This window comes from Sinorhizobium sp. NFACC03 (assembly GCF_900103435.1).
GTDB lineage: Bacteria > Pseudomonadota > Alphaproteobacteria > Rhizobiales > Rhizobiaceae > Ensifer.
Genome location: NZ_FMXF01000046.1, coordinates 21,454 through 40,408, shown reverse-complemented (window position 1 = coordinate 40,408; position 18,955 = coordinate 21,454). Strand labels below are relative to the sequence as shown.

Here is an 18,955-nt window from a genome sequence, read left to right as displayed (position 1 = left end):
CCCGAAGCCGTGTCCACATCTGCATCGAGACGTCGCTTGCGGTTTCGCTGAAGGAAAGATCCTGTGGTCCGGCCAGAAAGGCCTTGAGGATGCGCGCTCCGGCCAGGGGATCGTTCTCGCGTTCCTCGACCATCAGCGAGCCGCAGATGGCCGCGCGCAGCCGGCGGCCATTCAGCACCATTGGCAGGACGTTGACGCCGACAAATCCGGAAATGACGCCCTTGTCGTTCACGTGTACGAGGGGGCGTATCTGCGGATCGCAGCCGGGCGCATCGAGGTAAAGCTGCTGCATGTAATCGGCAAGTGCCGGCGGCGGTGTGCCCTGGTCGTTGCGGAACACCCGCTGGAACATGCCTGCGATCGCTGGGATGTCCGCGCGTTCGAGCGAACGGATTTCGCTCATTTGGGTAAGCTTCCGGCCCGGTCGTCGACTTTCCTGACGATCGCGACGCGCGGCTTGCCGTCGCGGTCGGTTGCGAACGTCACCGGCTCATAGGTCTTGATGCGCGACAGAAGGGCGGCCGCCTGTCGATCCTGGCCCTCGCCAAACTCGAACAGCAGCCAGCCACCCGGCTTCAGAAAGGCAACGGCGTCGCGGATCAGCCGCTGGTGAATGGATATGCCATAGGGGCCGCCATCAAAGGCTTCACGCGGCTCGCTTTCAAGCAGGTGCGCCCGGTCTCCCTCCAGACGTCCGGTCGAGATGTAAGGCGGATTGCAGACGATCATATCGACCGCGCCTTCGAGATTATCGCCTTCGAAGGCGGCGAAGAGATCACCTTGCCGGATGGAGACACGTGCGCCGGTCTCGAGCCGGTTGACGTTGCGGCGCGCCAGCGCAACGGTGCTGTCCGTGAGGTCGGCGCCCCAGACGCGGGCAGACGGGACATCGTTGGCGATACCGAGTGCGAGATTTCCAGAGCCGCAGCACATGTCGATGACGGTCGGTGCCGAAGGGCCATCCGCGAGGATCGACACGGCTTTTCTTCCGAGGAGTTCCGTTTCCTCGCGCGGGACGAGAACGTCGGGTGCCAGTTCAAGCTCCACGCCCATGAAGCGATGCAGACGGATATGATTGTCGTTGTGCGGCACGGCCACCCCCTCGTGTCCTCGGTCGAATTGTTCCTGGATAAATCTGTAGACGCGCAGTGCTGCAGACTATTGTAATCGGGTAAATGAAGCTCAAATGCAATTGCGGCGCATGTGTTAACCGCGCAATCATCTCTACCTGCTACCTTGCGCAGCGATCAAAGGCGATTGCTCGCTGTCATTGAGTGCACTTTGCGCAATGAACGGTGCGGGTTGGTGTCAAGGGCAGATCGGAATGGCTTCGGAAGGTGTGAAGGAACGCGCGCACAGACCGTTCCTCTCGATGATCATGTCCTATGCTGCATCCGGCGGCAGCCTCGTCATCGGGGCCGCCGCCCAGCTTCTGACGTTTGCTATCCTGGCGCGCTGGCTCGGTGTGCATGAATTCAGTGTTTTCGTCGCAATTACCGCTGTCGCCAACATCGCCGTGCACCTGTGCGGTCTTGGCGCGATGGAGTGCCTGGTGCGCCGCGTGGCGCGCGATCGCAGCATGTACGCGCGCATGCTCGGGCACAATATTCTGCTGACCGCCGTGACAGGCGTGATCCTGGTTCTGCTCGGCGCTGCCGTCCTGCCATTCTTCTTCACGTTGTCACCGAATCCCGCGACCAATGTCGCGGTGATCACGCTGATGCTCATCACCAACATCGTCTTCGTTCGCATCATCGTGCTGGCGGAGCAGATCTTCCTCGCGCATTCGAATTTTGCCTCGGCAAACAAGGTGGTCGTCGGCTTTGCCGTGGCGCGCACCATTGCCGCCGCGCTCGCCTGTATCGCGTTCGGAGTAGCGACGGTCGCCTCCTGGGCGGTGTGGCAGTTCATCTGTCATGTGCTCGTGGCTGTCGGGTGCTGGCGCGCCGTCAAGGGGCTGGGGCGTCCGACCTACGGCATGGTCCGTGAAGAGCTGCCGCTGGGCCTCTATTTCAGCATCCCGTTCATCCTGCGTGCCGTCAGGCAGAATGCCGACCTACTGGTTTTGAGCCTGGTGGCGACTGCCGAGGTCATGTCGAGCTACAGCGTCGCGCGGCGTATGCTGGAGAGCAGCTATCTGTCGGTCGAAGCGCTGAACCGGTTGATCTATCCCGGCTCCGCGAAGGCGACTGCAACCGGGCTGCATCATGCGTTCGAACGTGTGCGCAAGGTGCTAATTGCCGCCACCTCGATCAGCATCGCTGCCGCTATTGCGGTCTTTGTACTCGCTCCAGTCCTGCCTTATCTTTTCGGCAAGGATTACGTGTCGCTCGTTTCCTTCGCCCGCATCCTCTGCTGGGTCGTGGTGCCGCTTGCCATGTGGACGGTTGCAATGGAGGCACTCGGCGCATCGGGTCACCATCCGGCGCGCGCCTCGGTCATGGGCCTCGGCAGCGTGCTCGGCGCCGCGCTGACTGCCTGGGCCACCTGGTATGCGCCGCCGACCGGAACCTTCGTCTCCTTCTATGTCATCGAAATTGCGATGGTCATCGTGTCCTGGACCGTCTTTTTGCGCTTCGTGCGGAATGATCGGGAGCAGGCCGCTGGCGGTGCGTCTCTGGCAACGAGGATGGCCCATGAAACTTGAGGCCGAAAACATCCAGGCCGCAAGGCCGCTCGGGCGGGAAATGCCGCGCCTGGGCAACGTAAGGGCCATGGAGCCGCGGGATATTCCCATCGTCAGCAGCATGTTCACCCGGATCTTTCGCAAGCGCCAACAGGCGGCGAGCGAAGAGCTTCAGCGGTATCTTGAGACCACCTTCTTCGGCAGCCCGCTCTATACCCCGGAAACCGGTAGCATCGTCTATGACGACGGGACCGGCGGCATCGGCAGCGCCATACTGGCGCTCCCGATGGAGTTCACGGTCAATGGCCGACATACGGTGGCGAAACTGCTTTGCGCCTTCATGTCCGAAGGCAAGGCCGGCGCAGTCGGCGCGGCCTGCCTTGCCCGCGCCATGCGCGCCGCAAAACAGGACATGTGCTTTTCGGACAATTCGTCGCCGGTCAGTGCGGACCACTGGGTGGCAGGCGGGGGCGTCGTGCTTCCGATACAGAGCCTCGATTGGCGCCGTTCCTTCCGGCCGCTCAAAGCCTGGGCTCTGACGATTGGCCGACAGGCACCGCTCCTCCGGTCGCGCGTCGTCCTGGGGCCGCTTGCGGTTGCCGATCGAATCTTGCGCCGCCGTCGCCCCCGGACGAAGCCGGATGCGCGAGCCGGTTGCGCGACGCGCGCCATTGATCCCGCGGCCTTTGTCGAATGCGCCGAGCCGATGCTCCAGCGTTTTGCCGTCAGGCCCGTCTGGTCCCGCAGTGAATTCGACTGGCTGACGGCCGTCGCCAGTTTGAACAGCACTCTGGGGGAACTCCTGAGCCGTGAGGTCGTGGATGAGGGCGGGCGTGTGATCGGCGCCTATCTCTATTTCGGCAAGGCCGGTGAGACGGCGACGGTGCTCAACATCGTCTGCGAGGCAGGCCGTGAGTTCGACGTCGCCGCGCAAATGTTCCATTCGCTTGATGCGGAGGGCTACGCGCTTGCCACCGGCAGCGCGCAGCCTTTCCTGATGAACGCGATCTCTCGCCAGAGATGGCTCTCCTTCCATCATCGCGGCTACTTCTGCATGGTGACCCGGCACGCGGATCTCAAGGATGCCGCGCAGCGCAACGATATCTATGTCGGCGGACTGGCGTCGGAGAGCTGGAGCCGGTTGCTGACCGACTTCTGAACCCGCGCGTTAAGCGGCAAGCCCTGCCGTTTAACGGAATATTCACCCTACAACCTTAATTCTGCGTTAGAAGGCGGCTCGCGGGGTCACGATCTTCGCGTCTTGATGGGCGTGCGTGAGGGATGCTTATGTACAGGCCGGATGAGGCCGAAAAACGGAGGCCCAGCCAGCCGGCGCACGATCAGCGTGCACCGGCCGCGAGAGGCTCGTTGCTCGATCTGCTGTCGTCTGACTTGCCCGAAGCGGAGCAGGTGGCCGAGGAGCCCGCGAATGCGCGCTTGCAACTCGACGAGCCCTTGGAAACGTCGCGGCTGCAGCCCAGGGCCGCTGTGGCTACTCCACCGGTGCGTCGCGAAAGTTACTTCCCCGGGTTGAATGAACTCGGCAACGTCGGCGTCGATGATATCATCGGCTGGCTGCGCGACGGGCTCTTCTGGATTGTCGTTGCAGTGATGCTCTGTGTGGCCGCCGCGCTCGCCTATGCGGTGACGGCGACGCCGCGCTACAATGTCTACACCGACATCGTTGTCGACCCCTCCAATCTCAATGTCGTCAGCGACGACGTTTTCACCTCCAACCCGCAGCGCGACGCGCAACTGCTGGAGGTCGAAAGCAAGCTTCGCATTCTTACATCGCGCAACGTGCTGTCGCGCGTGATCGACCAGTTGCGCCTTGCCGAGGATCCGGAGTTCGTGAAGCCCTCGGCCTTCGGTTCGCTGAAGAACCTCTTTTCGACGAAGGCGGAGCAGCAGGCAGGAAATGAACTTGCCGCGATGCGGGCGCTATCGGAGCGCGTCGAAGCCCGGCGCGAGGAGCGCTCCTTCGTCGTGGTCATGAAGGTCTGGAGCGAGGAGGCGGCAAAGGCGGTGACACTGTCCAACACGATCGTCGCGGCCTTTGAGCAGGAACTGTTTCAATCTGCCGCCGAGAGCGCCGGCCGTGTTGCCCAGAACCTCAATGCACGGCTCGACGAATTGCGCCACAATGTCACCGAGGCTGAACGCGCCGTCGAGGATTTCCGCCGCAAGAATGGTCTGCAGTCCACCAATGACGGCCAGCTCGTCAGCAATCAACTTTCGAACGAATTGAACACGCAGGTTCTCGACGCCCAACAGCGCTTCATCCAGGCGGATACGCGCTACCGGCAGATGAACGATGCCATCGCTCAGGGCCGAACCGCGAGCGCCTCGGAGTTCGAATCCGTCAACATGACGAACCTGCGCGAGCAATACAACGTGCTGCAACAGCAGATCGCCTCGATGCAGCGCACCTATGGTGAGCGTCATCCGCGTCTCGTCAATGCCCGCTCCGAGCGCACGACGCTGGAAGGGGCGATGACCGACGAAGCGCGCCGCATTCTCGATCGTGCTAAGGCGGACATGGATCGCGAGCAGCAGGCGTTTGCTGCTCTGCGGGCCAAGGCGAGCGACGAGAAGTCCAACGTGTTTTCCGATAACGAGGCCCAGGTTCAGCTTCGAGACCTCGAACGCGATGCCCGCGCCAAGGCCACCATTTACGAGACCCACCTGGCGCGCGCCCAGCAGATCACCGAGCGCCAGCAGATCGACACGACCAATGTCCGCGTGATCTCGCGCGCGCTGCCGCCGAATGCGCGGAGCTGGCCGCCACGGACATTGATCCTGCTCGCGGGCGGCGCGATCTTCGGTCTCGCACTTGGTATCGGCCTGGCCCTGACGCTGGGGCTCTGGCGTTTCCTGCGCGGACGCCGGCCCGCAGTGGCCTGAGAGAGGGGACGGCATGACGAGCGCCGTCTATCGCGAGGAGAGCCCGGCGGACCTGATCCGCGTCCGCGTCGGGACCATGCTCTTCATGGCGACGTTCCTGTTTTTCTGGATAACGACCACGCCCTTTATCGACCTGACCGGGGCGGCAGTGCTGGATCCTTCGGCCGGCAACTCCAACCGCTTGAACCAGATCGTATCGCTTGCACTCTTCGCGGGCATGTTCGCCTATGGGCTGGCGCATCCGATGCGGGGCACCATCCTGCAGCCGCGGCCATTGCTGGTTGTGCTCTACATCTGGTTCATGTTCGTCTCGGCTATATCGGCCTATCCGATGTTCGGCATCAAGGGGACCGTGCTCGCCGTAATGGTGACGATCAACGCCAGCATTTACCTGCTGCTGCCGGCTTCGGAGCGACATTTCGCCAAGATGCTCGGTATCGGCACCCTTTTCATGCTGGCCGTCGCCTACTACGGTATTCTCTTCAAGCCGACCCTGGCGATCCACCAGGCCTCCGAGCTGCGCGAACCGATGAACGCCGGCCTTTGGCGTGGTCATTTCCCCCACAAGAACAGCGCCGCAGCGGCCATGGTGATTGCCGCCTTCTTCGGCCTCTTCGTCATGAACGTCTGGTCTCGCTTGGCCGGGCTGGTTATCGTCGTTCTGTCGTTCAACTTCCTGCTCCACACCGGCGGCAAGACTTCGACCGCCATGCTGCCGGCGATCGTGCTGCTTGCCTGGGTTTTCGAGCGGTTCCGCTTCCTGCGCATCCCGATCGTTATCGGCGGGGTCGGTCTGTTCAATCTCTTCGCCGTCGGCTCCGCGGTGTTCAAGCCACTCAGCGATTTCGTCACCGAGCTTGGCATCGATGCGACCTTTACCAATCGCGCCGATATCTGGCGCTTCGCCTTCACGGCGCTCGCCGAACAACCGATCACCGGCTACGGCTTCAAGGCTTTCTGGCAGACGTCCGAACTGGTCAACAGCGGCGGCTCGATCGAGACCTGGGCTGTGGCGGCCGCAAATGGTCACAACTCCTATCTCGATATCGCCCTGACGACGGGTTTTCCCGGATTGTTGCTGACGGTGATCTGGCTTTTGGTTCTGCCTCTCCGCAACATAGCGCGCCTGGCACCGGCCGTGGAGCATTCGCATCTGACCCGGCTTTACATCCGCGTCTGGCTCTACACGATCTTCAACGCCGGCCTCGAAAGCCTGTTTTTCGAGGGCGGCAACCTGCTGTGGTTCACATTCCTCTTTTCCCTTTACGGCCTGCACCTACAATCGCGCGCGGTTCTTTCAGTGGCCCCGCAGCAGGTAAAATCCGGAGCCGTCTATGCCTGATCTCCTGCAAACCGTCGACGGCCTTGTCGATCGCGCCGCCAACCGGTTGATCTGGCGCTTCGCGGCCAAGCCGCGCGACGTTGTGACCGATGTTCCACTCGTTTCCTTCACCTTCGATGACGTGCCGGATACTGCGCTTCATAACGGTGCCGCGATCCTCGAACGCCACGGTGCGCGGGGGACATTCTACATCGCCGGCGGATTGGCCGATCGCGTCGAGGTTGATCGCACTCTGATCTCAGCGCAGGGATGCGCCGATCTCGCCGACCGCGGCCACGAAGTCGGCTGCCATACCTTTTCACATAGCAAGATCAGGCGCCTGGGTGCTGCCGGTCTTGCTCGGGATCTCGACCGCAATGCCGATTATCTGAAGCGCAGCGGTGTCGGGCCGGCAGCGACGAATTTCGCCTTTCCCTACAATGCCGCCTGGCCGCTGTCGCGCCGGGAACTGGGTCGGCGCTACCGCACCTGCCGCGCCGCTGGCGAAAGCATCAATCGCACCGCCGTCGACCCGTTGATGCTGAAGGCAGTGGAGATCCGTCAGCCGGAAGCGGATGCGCGCGCACTGAGCGGTTGGATCGACGATGTGGTCGCCCGCCCCGGCTGGCTCGTGTTTTTTACCCACGACATCGCCGCGCGTCCGACGCCCTATGGCTGCACGCCGGAAACCTTCGAACACCTCGTTCAATACGCGGTCGCAAAGAGATGCGTGGTCGTGCCCGTCGAGCGGGTGCTCGACAGGCTCGGCTGGTAGGAGAGCGCCATGTCTGGCCAACGAAACGGCAACAACAGGCTGCTCGCCATCAACAACTACTTCTATCGCCGCGGCGGCGCCGAAGCGGTTTTTTTCGACCATATGAAGATGTTCGGCGACATCGGCTGGGACGTGGTGCCCTTCGCCATGGAGCATGAGGACAACGAGCCTTCGCCATGGTCCGACTATTTCGTCTCCGAGATCGAATACGGGCGGCGCACCAATCTGCTGCGCAAGGTCGTGCAGGCGGCGAGCGTGATCTATTCGCGCGAGGCGCAGCGCAATGTCGACCGGCTGATCCGGAGTGCCCGGCCCTCGATCGCCCATGCGCACAATGTCTACCATCATCTGTCGCCGGCGATCTTCTCGACGCTGAAGCAAGCCGGCATCCCTGTCGTCATGACGGCGCACGACCTGAAGCTTGCCTGCCCCTCCTACAAGATGCTGCGTGACGGAGCCGTCTGCGAGGACTGTCGCGGCGGGCACGTCTACAACGTGTTGCGCCACCGCTGCATCAAGGGAGAGGTGACGCTGAGCGCGGTGGTGCTTGCGGAAACGCTGGTCCACCGCGCGCTCGGTCTCTACCGCAACCAGGTGGACCGCATCGTCGTGCCGAGCAAGTTCTACGTCGACAAGTTGGTCGAGTGGGGATGGCCGCGGGAGCGCATGGTCCACATTCCGAACTTCGTCGACGTCGAGGACTATTCCGACCACTGGACAGAGGGCGACTACTTCGTCTTCGCCGGACGTCTGGCGCCGGAGAAGGGGTTGGGGACGTTGATACGAGCGGCGGCATCGTCGCGCCAGCGCCTGGTGATTGCCGGAACCGGGCCCGAAGAAGCGATGCTTCGCGCGCTCGTCGAGCAGACGGGGGCCGATGTCACATTCGCCGGTTATCTCTCGGGCCAGGCCCTGCACCGTCTGATTGGGGAAGCACGCGCCCTGGTCCTGCCGTCTGAATGGTACGAGAACGCACCGATCAGCGTGCTTGAAGCCTATGCGTTGGGACGACCCGTCATCGGCGCATCGATCGGCGGTATTCCCGAAATGATCCGGGAAGGTGAGACCGGGATGACGGCAAAACCCGGTGATGCCGACGATCTCGCGCGTGCATTGACGCGGATGGCGGCGCTCCCTTCCTCCGAACGTGCGGCCATGGGGGCATCGGGCCGGCGCTGGGTCGCCAGTGAATTCTCGGCTGCCGCCTATCGCGACAGAACCCTGGACCTCTATGCATCGCTCGGGGCGGGGGAGGGCCGGCGCCGTTAACCGTCGCGCGCAATTTGTAGTAAAGTGGGCTCGCCGTATGGTTTCTGGTCAGTTATATAAGTGGCCAATGAAATATTTACTTGGTTGATAAGTATTTCGCCGTGAAATCCTGTACGGACAACTTTCGAGGCGACGCATGAGCAGTAACTCTGATGTCTCGCGAAGTCACCGCCAGCAGCCGGTGATTGCACAGGAGATGGCACAATCCGGGCTGTCCGAGGGACGCGCGCAGATGCCCCGGCGCGGCGCGGCTCTGTCTGGGAGGCAGCGGGCTCTGGCCGTCCAGAGTGGAGCTGTTGCCGCCAGAGGCGAGCGCAAGCGCGTGATGATGCTGGGCTTGCGCGGTATTCCGAACGTCCAGGGCGGTGTCGAGAAACACGTTGAAATGCTCGCCAGCAAACTCCTGGGCTACGGCTGGGATGTCGAGGTCGTCGGGCGTCGGCGCTATCTTCAAGAAAGCGACTGCTACGCCTGGAACGAGGTCGAGGTCATCCCTCTCTGGTCGCCGCGCCGCATGGCGCTGGAGGCGCTGGTTCACACGTTCCTCGGCGTATGTCTTGCCGCCTGGCGGCGGCCGGACGTATTGCATATCCACGCCATCGGCCCGGCATTGATGACGCCGCTTGCACGCGTTTTCGGATTGAAGGTTGTCGTCACCCATCATGGCTACGACTACGACAGGCAGAAATGGGGCGCCTTTGCCAGGCGCACGCTGAAGCTCGGCGAGTTCTTCGGCATGCGGTTTTCGAACGGGCGCGTGGCGATATCGCAGGATATCGTTCAAACCATGCGCGCGCGCCACCATGTGTCGATGACGCTGGTCCCAAATGGTGTCGCGATTACGCTGCCCTCCGGCAACGCCGGCATCCTGCGTGAATTTGGCCTGGCGCCGCGACGCTACATCCTGCTCGCCGCACGATTGGTTCCGGAGAAGCGGCAGCTCGATCTCATCAGGGCCTTTGCGAAATGTGGGCTGGCGGATGTCCGGCTCGTAATCGTCGGTGGCGCGGAGTTCGAGACACCCTATGTCCGGGAGATGAGAACCCTCGCCGCCGAGGTGCCGGGGGTGGTGCTTACCGGCTTCCAGTCCGGCGATAGACTGGCAGAACTCTTCGCCAATGCCGCCCTGTTCGTGCTGCCTTCAAGCCATGAGGGCATGCCGATCGCGCTGCTGGAGGCGATGGCCTACGGCCTGCCCTTGCTGGCAAGCGATATCATTCCCAACCGGGAACTGGACCTTGCGCCCGACGAGTACTTTCCGCTGGGCGATATCGATGCGCTTGCTGCCGGCATCACCGCAAAGCTTGCTGCGCCACTCAGCGATGACGATGTGCGGGAGCGCGCGGCCCACGCGGAAGCTACCTACAGTTGGACAAACGTGGCGCAAAAGACTGCGGCGGTGTATAGCGCATTGCTGGCGAAATAGGCCGACGTTCGCGTCTGCCCGTGTCTTCGCCAATCAAGTACGACAGCGCGCCTTGCACGTTTGGACGGGCAGGCGGGCGCCGTCGTGGTCCGTTCGACGATTGCCGTGCCTTGCACGCCGCCTGGAAGACAAGCTGACAATGAACCTCAAACGCGCCGCCGGCCTTTTCGCATGGCTCCTTTTTGCCGTGATCGCCTATTCGACGATATCTCCCCTCGAATTGCGTCCGCGCATCGGGCATCTCGTTCATCTCGAGCGGTTCGGCGCTTTCGGCCTACTGGGGCTGCTGTTCGCGATCGCCTATCCGAAGCACCTCGTGCGTGTCTTGGTTCTCGTGCTTGCCACTGCGATCGGCTTCGAACTTTTGCAGATGATTTCGGCGGATCGCCATGCACGGGCGGCTGATGTCGCCGTCAAGCTTTTCGGTGGTGCCTGCGGCGTCTTCGGCGGCTGGTTCCTCTTTCGCTATCGGTTGCCATTGCTGCGCTTGCTGGGGCGGTAAACCAAAACGCAAAATATCGCGGGTAAGATCGCCCGCGACTTGGGCGCGGTTGTCGACGCGCTGTTGATATGGGGGGAACGCGTGGCAGTATCCGTCATCATCAAGACGCTGAACGAAGAAAAGCGCATCGCCGCGAACATCGAGAGCGCGCTTGTCGCGCTCAAGACGGTCGGCGGTGAGGTCATCGTTGCCGATAGCGGTTCCTCCGATAGAACCATAGAGATTGCCTCCCGCTATCCGGTCGTCATCGCCCAGATCAGCCCGCCGGCGCTTCCAAGTTGCGGGATCGGTCCGCAGCTCGGTTTCCAGTATTCCCGCCACGAGCACATCTGCCTGCTCGATGGCGACATGCTTCTGGACAGCGATTTCCTTGAGGTTGCCGAGGCGTTCCTGGCCGACAATCCCAAGGTCGGCGGCGTCACCGGTCATGTCCAGGAGATGCTGACTTCCAACCTCGAATTTGCCCGGCGAGTAACGCGCAATGCGCCGGAGAACCGCATCGGCGCGATCGACCGCATGAACGGCGGCGGCCTGTATCGCCGCTCGGCGATCCAGGCGGTCGGTTACCTCTCCGATCGCAATCTCCACGGCTACGAGGAGTTCGACCTCGGTATCCGGCTGCGCAGTGCCGGCTGGAAGCTGCATCGCCTCGACCGCCGCTTCGTCCAGCATTTTGGCCACACGGACAATTCCTACCGGCTGCTCGTCCGCCGCTGGAAGAGCAAGTATCTGTTCGGCATTGGCGAGCTGCTGCGCGCATCGCTTGGCCGGCCCTATTTCCTGCAACTCATCAGGGAGCTGCCGGAGCTCAAGCTTTGGGCGCTGGTCTATCTCTGGTGGGCGGTTTCGCTCGGCTTGCTGCTTTTCATGCCCAACAAGGCGCTCGCGCTCGGCGTGGTCCTTGCGATCCTCGCCGGCGTCGTCGGGCTCATGAGCCTGCGCAAGGGAGGCATCAGCATGGGGCTCTACACCGTCGTTGCCTGGTTCTTCCATGCGGCGGCCCTGCCGGTCGGCTTCTTCCGGGCGCGCCGGAAGCCCGATGCGCCAATCGAGAGCAAGCTGCTCGGAGCCCCGGCGTGAAGGGGCGTCGGCTGCTCGCTGTTGCGGCAATGCTTCTCGCATTCGGTTCGCCCATGCGCGCATCCGATCTGTGGCTTCCCGTGCGGGAAGTCTCACTCGAACTCAAGGCTGGCAGCCCGCTCGACTTTTCCTCATTTCTGCCGAACGGGGCGATCGATGCGGATCATCGCCTTGTCGCAGGCGCCAATGGCCGGCTCGCGTTCGCGAGCTCGCCCGAAAAACCTGAAAGGATGCTCTGCGCGTCACTCGCCTGGAGCCCGGCCTCCGGCGGTTTTCCCGATCACGAAACGGCCGATCGCTACGCCCGGCAGTTGGCGATGCACGGCTACAATCTCGCTCGACTGCATTTCGTCGATGCCAGCCTGATGTTCGGCCGCGACAAGGATTTCGACTTCGACCCCGAGACCCTCGACCGTATTCACTATCTGCTAGCGGCGCTGAAGCGCAACGGCATCTACTGGATGGTCGATGGCCTCTCGTCGCTGCGCGGCGTCTATGGCGGCTTTGACGACCGTTGGGACGATGGAGGAAACCTCAAGCTCGAGCTGCTTGTGGATGACCGGGCGTTCGATCACTGGAAGCGCATGCAGGAAACGATCCTTGCGCGCGTGAACCCCTATACGGGCGTCGCGCCCATCCGCGACGATGCCCTGGCGATCGTCATTCTCGCCAACGAGAACGGGATGGAGTTCGACGCTGTCGTGCACGATCGGCCGGGAAAAGCGCCTTACGATCCGTTGCTCGCCAAGCCCTTCAATAACTGGCTGGCGAAACGCTATGGCTCCACCGAAGCGTTGGCCAAGGCTTGGCCCGATCTTCGCTCCGATGAGACGATCGAGACGAGATCGGTCGAGCTTCCCGCAGACCGCTACGGCGACAGCGCGCGTCTGCGGGATCTGCAGGCTTTCTTCATCGAGACGGAACGGGCCACAACCGCACGAATGAGCGAGGTGCTGCGCGGGCTTGGCTACCGCGGCCTGATCAGCAACTACAACAATTGGCCGACGGTCCAGGCGTCGCTCAGCCGACGCGACCTCGAAGCCGTGACCATGAATACCTATCACGACTGGGTCAGCGGCTACGCGCCGGGCAGCAAAACCACCCAGGCCAGCTCGATTGCCGACGGGGTGAACTATATCCGGATGATCGCCGCAGCGCGCTGGCTCGGCAGGCCCTTCGTGGTCAGCGAGTACGATCATCTCTTCTGGAACCGCTACCGCTACGAGGCGGGGCTGGCGATGCCGGCCTACGCAGCACTGCAAGGTTGGGACGCGCTTTGCCGCCATGGTCACGGGCCGATCGTTCTTACCTATGGCGAGCCCTTCGCACACAAGAAGGCAATGCTTCCCTATGCGATCGCCCTCGATCCCGTCGCCCGTGCCGGCGAGACGCTGGCAGCATTGCTTTACCGCCGCGGGGACGTTGCGACATCGGACGTAACCGTTCCGTTTGCCGTGCGTGGTGAAGAGGATCTATCTGACGACATGCAGGCGCGGGAGCCGGAATATCTGACGGATATTGCACTCATCGGGCGGATCGGACTTGAGCACGTAAAGGATCTCGACAAAACACCTGCCGTGCTGCAATCAAGTCAGCAAAACAGTGAAGCGTTGCTCGGGAGCCTGCGCCACAGCGGCGCGCTCCCGGGGGGCAATGGCACGAACGTCGATGCCGGCATCTATCAGAGCAGCACAGGCGAGATCGTGCTGAACCGTTTTGCCGGGCAATTGCGAGTTGCAACGACCGCAACCGAAGCCGCAGCCTTCTCGTCGTTGCGGGCGCCTATCGATCTCGGCGTCCTGCGCATCGAAGGGGCCAATGGCAATGGGCTCGCCGCCGTCTCGGCGCTCGATGGCGAAGCATCCCTGAGCAAGAGCCGCCGTCTCCTCTTGATCTTTGCGACCGATGCGCAGAACACCGGCATGACATTTCGCGACACCGAAGAGAAGGTGATCGAGGATTTTGGGCGTTTGCCTGTCCTGATCCGGGAAGGCTATGTGGACCTTTCGATGGAGCGAAGCGCTGCGAGCTGGAGCGTTTCGCCTGTTGGTCTCGATGGGACTGCGCATGCGCCCGTCGTGAAGGGGAAGGGCGCCGTGGCCTTCCGTCTCTCAAACGACGTTCCCTCCGGTCCGACGACCTATTTCCTTCTCGAGCTGCAATAGAAATCGTCTGTCGCCAGTGGATCAATGAATGGCCACGATGTCAGCTTATTCTCCGCCGCTTTCAAGCACAGGAGGGTACGATGAAAATATCGGAAGCCATGCATCCCGGCGCTCGCTGGATCTCTCCCGAAACAGATATCAAGACGATCGCGCGCATCATGCGGGATGAGGACATCGGCGCCTTGCCCGTCGGCGAAAACGATCGTCTGATCGGTATGGTCACGGATCGCGACATCGCCTTGCGTGCCTTTGCCAATGGGCGCGATCCCGCTTCGATGACGGCATGCGACTTGATGACCAGGGATATTGTTTACTGCCGCACCGGTGAGACGATCGAACACGCCGTCCACCTGATGGAGGCGAAACAGATCCGGCGTCTGCCTGTAATCGACGAGGACAAGCGCATGGTCGGCATGCTGTCACTGGGCGACATATCCCATGCCAGCAGCCGGCAGCTGTCAGGTGAACTTGCGCGGGCAGTCACGGCTCATCACCTCTAACATCCTGCCTCTACAGTTGCGGCGCCTACTACGGCGCCGCAAACGGTTTCTCGCGTCGCTCCGCGAACGGATCAGAACCGGTAGCTGATACCGGTGCCGATCAGCCACGGGTCGAGCTTGACCTTGCCGCTGACCGCGCCGGCGCCAGGTAGCGTTGCGTTGGCCTCAGGCTCAAGGAACAACTTCTTGACGTCGAAGTTCAGACCCCAATGGTCGTCGAGCTTCATGTCGACGCCCGCCTGCAGCGCCACGCCGAAGGTGTTTTTCATGTTGAAGCTCGAGAAATCGCCGCGGGGCTTCTCGTTGTAGAACATCGTGTAGTTCACACCAGCGCCGACATAGGGCTTGATCTCGTCGGTGACGTTGAAGTGGTACTGCAATGTCAGCGTCGGCGGCAGCAGCCACGCCTTGCCGATTTCGCCGAGACCGGAGATCGAGCCGCTGCCACGCGCCGTGTGCGGCGTCGTGCCGAGGACCAGTTCAGCCGCGATGTTGTCGGTGAAGAAGTAAGTGATGTCGAGTTCCGGCACGACGGAATTGCTGACGCCGACCTTTTCGCCATCAAGCGCTGTGCCATTCAGGGAGAGCGAGGCTTTGTCGTCGGGCAGGACGGCCAGCGCGCGGGCGCGGATCATCCATGGGCCCGGCTCGCTGGCGAGAGGCATTTCCGGTGCCGCGACCGCGCTCGGCTCGGAGAGATCTGCCGCCGTCGCGTTCGCGAGCGGCGCCGCGAGTACGGCAAAGACGACGGCAGATGGCAAGATGGCGCGAGTAGGCATGATTTCCGGACCCCCAGAAGAAATTGAACATCGCCGGTCAGGGCGTTCGGCCACAGGGTATCTGCGGCCGGCGGCACTATGCTCACGATGTGCGTCTCAGGGGTTGTCCTGGATCAATGCGGCCACGAATCACCAAGTCCTTGGGGATAAAGGCGGATTCGTCTGAACCCACGAACTTCGTGCAATCCCTTGTCAGGCCGGCATGCGCGGAATGCTGGCAAGCAGCCGCTGCGTATAGGGGTGCTTGGGTGCAGCCAAAATGTCGCGGGTCTTGCCGCTTTCGACCACTTTGCCGCGCTCCAGGATGACCATTTCCTCACAAAGTGCTGCGACGACGCCGAGATCGTGGGAGACGAACACCAGCGTCAGCTTTTCCGAAAGCGTCTTAAAGAGCTCGACGATGCGGATGCGGGTCGAAAGATCGAGCGCACTGACCGCTTCGTCGGCGAGCACGATCTGCGGACGGGCGACGATCGCACGGGCAATAGCGATGCGCTGGCGCTGGCCGCCCGAGAATTCGTGCGGATAGCGGCGCATCGCGTCAAGCGGCAGGCCTACCGCTTCGAGCGCTTCGGCGACCGTCTGCGTGCGATCGCCCGGGATCCGCAACGACCTGAGCGGCTCGCCGATGATGTCGATCACCCGCTGGCGCGGGTCGAGGGACGAATAGGGATCCTGGAAGACCGGCTGCACCGCGCGGCGATAGCGGCGCATGAAGCTGCCATCGCCGGGGTCTAGCACATCGTCGCCGAATTGGATGGTGCCGCTCGTCGGGCGAACAAGCCCGAGCATCAGGCGAAGAAGCGTCGTTTTGCCCGATCCGGATTCGCCGACGAGGCCGACGCTCACGCCACGGCGGACCGAGAGCGAGACGTCGTTGAGAATGGTCTGCTGGCGGGAGTAGCCGAAGCGGACGTTTTGAAGATCGAGCATCATGATCCCGTTGTCCCCAGCGCTTCGTCGAACAGGCGGGCGGCTTTGACCAGGGTCTTGGTATAATCGTGTTGGGGCTTGTCGAAGACCGTGCCGACCGCGCCTTCCTCGACCGCAATGCCGTTGCGCAGCACGATGACGCGTTCCACCACCTGGGCAACCACGGGCAGGTCATGGCTGATGAACAGGAGGGACATGCCGGTCTCGCGGACCAGTCGGTCGAGCAGCGCGAGGATTTCTGCCTGCGTCGTGACGTCGAGCGCCGTTGTCGGTTCATCGGCGATCAGCAGTTTCGGGCGGCAGGCGAGCGCCATGGCGATTGCCACGCGCTGACGCTGGCCGCCTGACACTTCGTGCGGATAGGAGTTGATGATGCGTTCCGGCTGCGGCAGCGCCACTTTGTCGATGAGGTCGCGGACTTCGCGCTGGACGGTATCCTTCGATGCCTTGCCGTTCTCCCGCTCCAGTCGGCGGCGAACCGGTTCGGCGATCTGCCGGCCGATCTTCATCAGCGGGTCGAGTGCTGTCAGCGGCTCCTGAAAGACGACGGCGGCGGCAGCGCCGCGCAGGCGGTTCAGGACCCTGTCGGTGGCGCCGACCACCTGCTGGCTGTCAAGCTCGATCGAACCGCTTATGCGGATCGACACGGGCAGCAGCCCGGTCGCAGCCATGGCGGTCATCGACTTGCCTGAGCCGGACTCGCCGATCAGGCCGATGCGCTCGCCCGGCTGGACCGCAAAGGAAAGATCGGAAACCAGCGGCTTATCGCCGGCGTGGATGTTGAGATCGCGAATGCTCAGGAGCGGTTTCATCGCGATCTCCCGCGTGTCGGATCGGCGATGTCGCGCAGGCCGTCGGCGAGAAGGTTCATGCCGATGACAAGGGCGACCAGGGCGATGCCGGGAGCAATCGCGCCGATCGGCGCCGTATAGACGGTGCCCTGCGCTTCCTGCAGCAGCCGTCCCCAGGAGGCGTTCGGCGGCGGTGCGCCGAGACCAAGATAGGAGAGCGACGCCTCGGCGATGACGGCAAGGCCGAACTGCAAAGCGAAATTGACCGAGAGCGTCGGCCAGATATTGGGAAGCACGTGGCAAAGGACGACGCCGGCCCAAGAGGTTCCCGATGTTCGCGAGGCGACGATATAGTCCTGGCGCAGTACGCGTTTGGCGAGGATGCGGGTCAGCCGCGCGACGATGGCGGAGATCGCGAGGCCAAGGGCCAGGATTGCCGTCCACAGGCCGGCGCTGTCGCTTGCCGCGACCACCAGCATGGCCAGAAGCAGGGTCGGGAAGGCGATCAGGATGTCGAGGGTAGCGGCCATCACATCGTCGGCAAGGCGCGTGGCGAAGGCGGCGAGAACGCCGAGGCAGACGCCGATCGCGGCGCCGATCGCCACGGCCCCGGTGCCGACGAGCAGCGCGGTGCGCGCGCCGATCATCAATTGGGTCAAGAGGTCGCGTCCCAGCCGGTCGGTCCCGAGCCAATGCAGCAGCGATGGTGCTTCGAGCCGGTCACCGGAGGCGTTCAGCGGATCGTAGGGCGTCCAGAACAACGTCAGGACGGCGACGGCGAGGTTGATGCCGACGAGAGCGAGGCCGACGCTTAGCGCCAGCGAGTGTTGGCGCTTTTGGCCACCGGTGGATGCTTCTACCGGGCTCATGCGCTGCCTCCAACGGCGCGCTCGCGCAGGCGCGGATCGATCAGCCGCTGGGTAAGATCGGCGCCAAAGCCGATCAGCAGCACCAGCAGCGTCGAGATGAACAGCACGCCCTGGATGTTGGGATAGTCACGCTGCTCGATCGCGAGCAGCAGCATCGAGCCGAGACCCGGCAGCGCGAAGACACGCTCGATGACGACGGCGCCGAGCAGGGTCGTGGCAAGCTCGATGCCAAGAATGGAGACGATCGGCACGGCGCCGTTGCGGATGCCGTGGCGAACAAGCGCTTCAGGAAAGCTGGCGCCGAGGGCGCGCGCGGTGCGCAGGTAATCGCTGCCGAGAACATCCTGTGTCGCCGAACGCACGTAGCGCAGCAGCGATGCGCCCATGACGAGCCCGATCGTCAGAACAGGCAGCGCCAGCGCATAGAGCACCTGTCCCTCATTCTGCCAGCCGCGGCGGGGAAAGCCGCCTGATGGAAACAGCCGGAAGGTGACGGCAAAGACAGTGACGAGCAGGATGCCGACCCAGAAGACCGGAATGGCGATGCCGAGCTGCGAGACCGTCGAGATCAATCCACCATACCAGCGGTCGGCCTTGACGGCCGAGAGAATGCCGAGCGGCACCGCGATCAGAATGGAAAGCAGGAAGCCCATCAGCGCCAGCGGTACGGTGACCGTTAGCCGCTCGGCGATCTCCTCGATCACGGGCTTGCCACTGACGAAGGACGTGCCGAGATCGAAGCGGGCGAGGCTGCCGGCAAAACGAAGAAACTGCTGCCAGAGCGGCAGGTTCGAACCGACCTGTTCGCGGGCCTTTTCGATCTGCGCGGCGTCGGCGCCGACGGACAGCAGCGCATTGGCCGGGTCGCCGGGGAGCAGGCGCAACAGCACGAACAGCACCACCGCCGCGATCAGCAGGGACAGGATGAGGATGGCAAAGCGGCGGACGAGATAGGTGAGAATGGCTGCATTCCTTTCTTCTCACGGGGTCCCGCGATCAGAGAAGTTGGCTTTTG

Annotated in this window: 17 protein-coding genes and 1 pseudogene; 11 read left to right on the top strand and 7 right to left on the bottom strand. The window is 62.9% G+C overall.

The window, feature by feature from the left end; genetic code table 11:
- Nucleotides 1-403: pseudogene (locus tag BLU35_RS32290) on the bottom strand (hypothetical protein); the annotation flags it as partial.
- Nucleotides 400-1,053, bottom strand: a complete 654-nt coding sequence (locus tag BLU35_RS32285; RefSeq protein WP_093236166.1) for a N5-glutamine methyltransferase family protein — start codon at nt 1,051-1,053, stop codon at nt 400-402. The gene BLU35_RS32285 and the pseudogene BLU35_RS32290, both read right to left, overlap by 4 nt.
- A 271-nt stretch (nt 1,054-1,324) precedes the next feature.
- Between BLU35_RS32285 and BLU35_RS32280 the strand changes: the two genes are divergently transcribed.
- The 11 genes from BLU35_RS32280 to BLU35_RS32230 all read left to right on the top strand — a co-directional run bounded on the left by BLU35_RS32280 (nt 1,325) and on the right by BLU35_RS32230 (nt 14,568).
- Entirely contained in the window at nt 1,325-2,647 is a 1,323-nt protein-coding gene (locus tag BLU35_RS32280) for a lipopolysaccharide biosynthesis protein (protein ID WP_093236161.1), read from the top strand.
- Complete coding sequence (locus tag BLU35_RS32275; RefSeq protein WP_093236160.1) at nt 2,637-3,785, top strand: GNAT family N-acetyltransferase; 1,149 nt, start codon at nt 2,637-2,639, stop codon at nt 3,783-3,785. Before BLU35_RS32280 ends, BLU35_RS32275 begins: the two co-directional genes overlap by 11 nt.
- A gap of 209 nt (nt 3,786-3,994) precedes the next feature.
- Entirely contained in the window at nt 3,995-5,530 is a 1,536-nt protein-coding gene (locus BLU35_RS32270; protein ID WP_502688199.1) for a GumC family protein, read from the top strand.
- 13 nt (nt 5,531-5,543) lie between these two features.
- The gene (locus BLU35_RS32265; RefSeq protein WP_093236158.1) at nt 5,544-6,872 is read left to right on the top strand and encodes an O-antigen ligase family protein; all 1,329 of its coding nucleotides are present in this window, start codon (nt 5,544-5,546) and stop codon (nt 6,870-6,872) included.
- Nucleotides 6,865-7,626: a polysaccharide deacetylase family protein gene (locus BLU35_RS32260; protein ID WP_093236157.1), complete on the top strand. Its 762-nt coding sequence runs from the start codon at nt 6,865-6,867 to the stop codon at nt 7,624-7,626. Before BLU35_RS32265 ends, BLU35_RS32260 begins: the two co-directional genes overlap by 8 nt.
- A gap of 9 nt (nt 7,627-7,635) precedes the next feature.
- A complete protein-coding gene (locus BLU35_RS32255; RefSeq protein ID WP_093236156.1) occupies nt 7,636-8,895 on the top strand; it encodes a glycosyltransferase family 4 protein in 1,260 nt (419 codons plus the stop codon).
- Nucleotides 8,896-9,220: 325 nt separating this feature from the next.
- Nucleotides 9,221-10,321, top strand: coding sequence for a glycosyltransferase family 4 protein (locus BLU35_RS32250; RefSeq protein WP_286161699.1), 1,101 nt, complete (start codon nt 9,221-9,223; stop codon nt 10,319-10,321).
- A gap of 139 nt (nt 10,322-10,460) precedes the next feature.
- Nucleotides 10,461-10,823 (top strand): VanZ family protein, encoded by a 363-nt coding sequence (locus tag BLU35_RS32245; protein ID WP_093236154.1) that lies wholly within the window; start codon nt 10,461-10,463, stop codon nt 10,821-10,823.
- An 81-nt stretch (nt 10,824-10,904) separates the two neighbouring features.
- A complete protein-coding gene (locus tag BLU35_RS32240; protein ID WP_093236165.1) occupies nt 10,905-11,903 on the top strand; it encodes a glycosyltransferase family 2 protein in 999 nt (332 codons plus the stop codon).
- A gap of 29 nt (nt 11,904-11,932) precedes the next feature.
- Nucleotides 11,933-14,068 carry a glycoside hydrolase gene (locus BLU35_RS32235; RefSeq protein WP_093236164.1) on the top strand — a complete coding sequence of 712 codons (2,136 nt, stop codon included), beginning with the start codon at nt 11,933-11,935 and terminating at the stop codon, nt 14,066-14,068.
- A gap of 80 nt (nt 14,069-14,148) precedes the next feature.
- Nucleotides 14,149-14,568 carry a CBS domain-containing protein gene (locus BLU35_RS32230; protein WP_093236153.1) on the top strand — a complete coding sequence of 140 codons (420 nt, stop codon included), beginning with the start codon at nt 14,149-14,151 and terminating at the stop codon, nt 14,566-14,568.
- A 71-nt stretch (nt 14,569-14,639) separates the two neighbouring features.
- Here the strand turns inward: BLU35_RS32230 and BLU35_RS32225 are convergent, their stop codons facing one another.
- The 5 genes from BLU35_RS32225 to BLU35_RS32205 form a co-directional block, all read right to left on the bottom strand.
- Nucleotides 14,640-15,347: an OmpW/AlkL family protein gene (locus tag BLU35_RS32225; RefSeq protein ID WP_093236152.1), complete on the bottom strand. Its 708-nt coding sequence runs from the start codon at nt 15,345-15,347 to the stop codon at nt 14,640-14,642.
- Nucleotides 15,348-15,539: 192 nt separating this feature from the next.
- Nucleotides 15,540-16,286: an ABC transporter ATP-binding protein gene (locus tag BLU35_RS32220; RefSeq protein ID WP_093236151.1), complete on the bottom strand. Its 747-nt coding sequence runs from the start codon at nt 16,284-16,286 to the stop codon at nt 15,540-15,542.
- On the bottom strand, nt 16,280-17,092 hold the full coding sequence (locus tag BLU35_RS32215; protein WP_093236150.1) for an ATP-binding cassette domain-containing protein: 813 nt from the start codon (nt 17,090-17,092) through the stop codon (nt 16,280-16,282). The genes BLU35_RS32220 and BLU35_RS32215 overlap by 7 nt, the downstream gene beginning before the upstream one ends.
- On the bottom strand, nt 17,089-17,940 hold the full coding sequence (locus BLU35_RS32210) for an ABC transporter permease (protein ID WP_093236149.1): 852 nt from the start codon (nt 17,938-17,940) through the stop codon (nt 17,089-17,091). The genes BLU35_RS32215 and BLU35_RS32210 overlap by 4 nt, the downstream gene beginning before the upstream one ends.
- Nucleotides 17,937-18,902 carry an ABC transporter permease gene (locus BLU35_RS32205; RefSeq protein WP_093236148.1) on the bottom strand — a complete coding sequence of 322 codons (966 nt, stop codon included), beginning with the start codon at nt 18,900-18,902 and terminating at the stop codon, nt 17,937-17,939. The genes BLU35_RS32210 and BLU35_RS32205 overlap by 4 nt, the downstream gene beginning before the upstream one ends.
- Between the last annotated feature and the right edge of the window lie 53 nt (nt 18,903-18,955).